At 54.9% G+C, this 2,485-nt stretch carries 4 protein-coding genes; 3 read left to right on the top strand and 1 reads right to left on the bottom strand.

The window, feature by feature from the left end; all coding sequences use genetic code 11:
* Window positions 1–633: ribonuclease T (rnt, locus tag ACRESD_RS02490; protein ID WP_431749476.1), on the top strand; the 633-nt coding region annotated here is incomplete at its 5' end.
* 65 nt (window positions 634–698) lie between these two features.
* On the opposite strand, the gene ACRESD_RS02485 is transcribed toward rnt, so the two are convergent.
* Complete coding sequence (locus ACRESD_RS02485) at window positions 699–1,301, bottom strand: peroxiredoxin (RefSeq protein WP_003172097.1); 603 nt, start codon at window positions 1,299–1,301, stop codon at window positions 699–701.
* Window positions 1,302–1,545: 244 nt separating this feature from the next.
* Between ACRESD_RS02485 and ACRESD_RS02480 the strand changes: the two genes are divergently transcribed.
* Window positions 1,546–1,764, top strand: coding sequence for a bacterioferritin-associated ferredoxin (locus ACRESD_RS02480; RefSeq protein ID WP_003208706.1), 219 nt, complete (start codon window positions 1,546–1,548; stop codon window positions 1,762–1,764).
* Between the two features lie 201 nt (window positions 1,765–1,965).
* On the top strand, window positions 1,966–2,439 hold the full coding sequence (gene bfr / locus ACRESD_RS02475; protein WP_016977953.1) for a bacterioferritin: 474 nt from the start codon (window positions 1,966–1,968) through the stop codon (window positions 2,437–2,439).
* The last annotated feature ends 46 nt before the right edge of the window (window positions 2,440–2,485 follow it).

Genomic DNA, 2,485 nt, shown 5'->3' with positions numbered 1-2,485 from the left:
GGTGGTGGCTCCCGTCACCCGATGGCCGAACGGTTTCGCGGCTATCTGCCCGTTGTCATCGACGTAGAAACCGGTGGTTTCAACAGCGCTACTGACGCACTGCTGGAAATCGCCGCCACCACCATCGGCATGGATGAGCAGGGTTTCGTGTACCCGGAGCACACTCACTTCTTCCGTGTCGAGCCCTTCGAAGGTGCCAACATCGAAGCAGCGGCCCTGGAGTTTACCGGGATCAAGCTCGATCACCCCCTGCGCATGGCAGTGAGTGAAGAAGCGGCACTCACCGATATCTTCCGTGGCGTGCGCAAGGCGCTGAAAGCCAATGGCTGCAAACGCGCGATCCTGGTCGGGCACAACAGCAGCTTCGACCTGGGCTTCCTGAACGCTGCCGTGGCGCGGCTGGACATGAAACGCAACCCGTTTCATCCGTTCTCCAGCTTCGACACCGCCACCCTCGCCGGCCTGGCTTATGGCCAGACAGTGTTGGCAAAGGCCTGCCAGGCAGCCGGTATCGACTTTGATGGCCGTGAGGCCCACTCGGCACGCTACGACACCGAGAAGACGGCCGAGCTGTTCTGCGGCATCGTCAATCGCTGGAAAGACATGGGCGGTTGGGAAGATTTCAACGACTGAGGTCATATCCCGCGCATAAAAAAACCGGCCTTCTCAGGCCGGTTTTTTTGTACCTCGAACTTGGCTTACAGCTTGCCAGCGTTCTCGGTCAGGTAAGCCGCAACGCCTTCTGGCGAAGCGTTCATGCCTTTGTCGCCTTTTTTCCAGTTGGCTGGGCAAACTTCGCCGTGCTCTTCGTGGAACTGCAGGGCGTCAACCAGGCGGATCAGCTCTTCCATGTTACGGCCCAGCGGCAGGTCGTTGATGATCTGCGAGCGAACAACACCCTTGTCGTCGATCAGGAACGCGCCACGGAAAGCCACGCCGCCTTCTGACTCAACGTCGTAGGCCTTGGCGATGTCGTGTTTCATGTCGGCAGCCATGGTGTATTTGACTTTGCCGATGCCGCCATCGTTGATGGCAGTGTTGCGCCAGGCGTTGTGGGTGAAATGGGAGTCGATGGAAACGGCTACCACTTCAACGTTGCGCGCCTTGAAATCGTCCATGCGGTGGTCCAGAGCGATCAGCTCCGACGGGCATACGAAGGTGAAGTCCAGCGGGTAGAAGAACACCAGGCCGTATTTGCCTTTGATGGCTTCGGACAGTTTGAAGCTGTCTACGATTTCACCATTGCCGAGGACGGCAGGTACGTCGAAATCCGGGGCTTGTTTGCCGACGAGTACGCTCATTGGGTATCTCCTGATGTAGGGGTGACGATTGAAGTAAAAGGACCGTTCCCAAGCCTGCCGCTTTCAAGCGACAACCCTGTGACACAGTCACGCTTCGTGAAGATCGACCATCATACACTGAAAAAACCGTTCGTCAGTGCGGGCGCGGCGCCAGTCAATAGCCTATGAATCTACTTTGACAATCATTCTCGTTAACATTAAGATCCACCGCACTTAAGCCTTAAACCCGCGATGGTTCTCCCTTATGTATGTCTGCCTCTGCACTGGCGTCACCGACGGACAAATCCGCGAAGCAATCTACGAAGGTTGCTGCAGCTACAAGGAAGTACGCGAAACCACCGGCGTTGCCAGCCAGTGCGGAAAATGTGCTTGCCTCGCCAAGCAAGTGGTACGGGAAACCCTGACGCAGCTGCAGACAGCCCAGGCCGCGATCCCCTACTCAGCAGAATTTACACACGCCTAAATTGGCGTGTTTTAAAGAACCGGACTTAATGTCCGGTTTTTTTATGCCCGTAATTCAATTAGTTAGCGCCAAGACGCGGAACACAAACATTCTTATTCCGATTAATTTTCATTTATTATTCAATAACTTAGGTTTGACACTAGGGATTACGCCGCTCAAACTCCGCCTTATACACAGCTATTACAGGGCAGGACCCCAGTCATGAAAGGCGACATCTCAGTCATCCAGCAACTCAACAAAATCCTTGCCAATGAACTGGTCGCGATCAATCAGTACTTTCTGCATGCACGCATGTATGACGATTGGGGCCTGGAAAAGTTGGGCAAGCGTGAATACAAAGAATCCATCAAGGCCATGAAGGACGCCGACGCGCTGATCAAGCGCATCCTGTTCCTGGAAGGCCTGCCGAACGTACAGGACCTGGGCAAGCTGAACATCGGCGAACACACCCAGGAAATGATCAGCAGCGATCTGAAGTTCGAACACAAGAGCCACAGCGACCTCAAGGCCGCCATCGCTCACTGCGAAACCAAGGGCGATTTCGGCAGCCGCGAACTGCTGGAAGACATCCTGGAAGACCAGGAAGAACACATTGACTGGCTGGAAACCCAACTGGGTCTGATCGACAAAGTCAGCCTGGAAAACTACCTGCAATCGCAGATGGGCGAAGAATAAGCCCTCAGCATGCCGGTATAAAAAAGCCCCGCTCTCTTTCGAGTAG

The organism is Pseudomonas sp., assembly GCF_050739995.1.
Taxonomy (GTDB): Bacteria; Pseudomonadota; Gammaproteobacteria; order Pseudomonadales; family Pseudomonadaceae; genus Aquipseudomonas.
Note: the sequence above shows the minus strand (reverse complement) of the source record. Positions and strands in the feature narration are given on the sequence as shown.

Excerpts from the sequence above, each read along its gene's own strand:
- ACRESD_RS02480 (WP_003208706.1), top strand. The coding sequence starts at position 1,546 with ATGTATGTCTGCCTCTGCACTGGCGTCACCGACGGACAAATCCGCGAA.
- ACRESD_RS02485 (WP_003172097.1), bottom strand. The coding sequence starts at position 1,301 with ATGAGCGTACTCGTCGGCAAACAAGCCCCGGATTTCGACGTACCTGCC.
- bfr (WP_016977953.1), top strand. The coding sequence starts at position 1,966 with ATGAAAGGCGACATCTCAGTCATCCAGCAACTCAACAAAATCCTTGCC.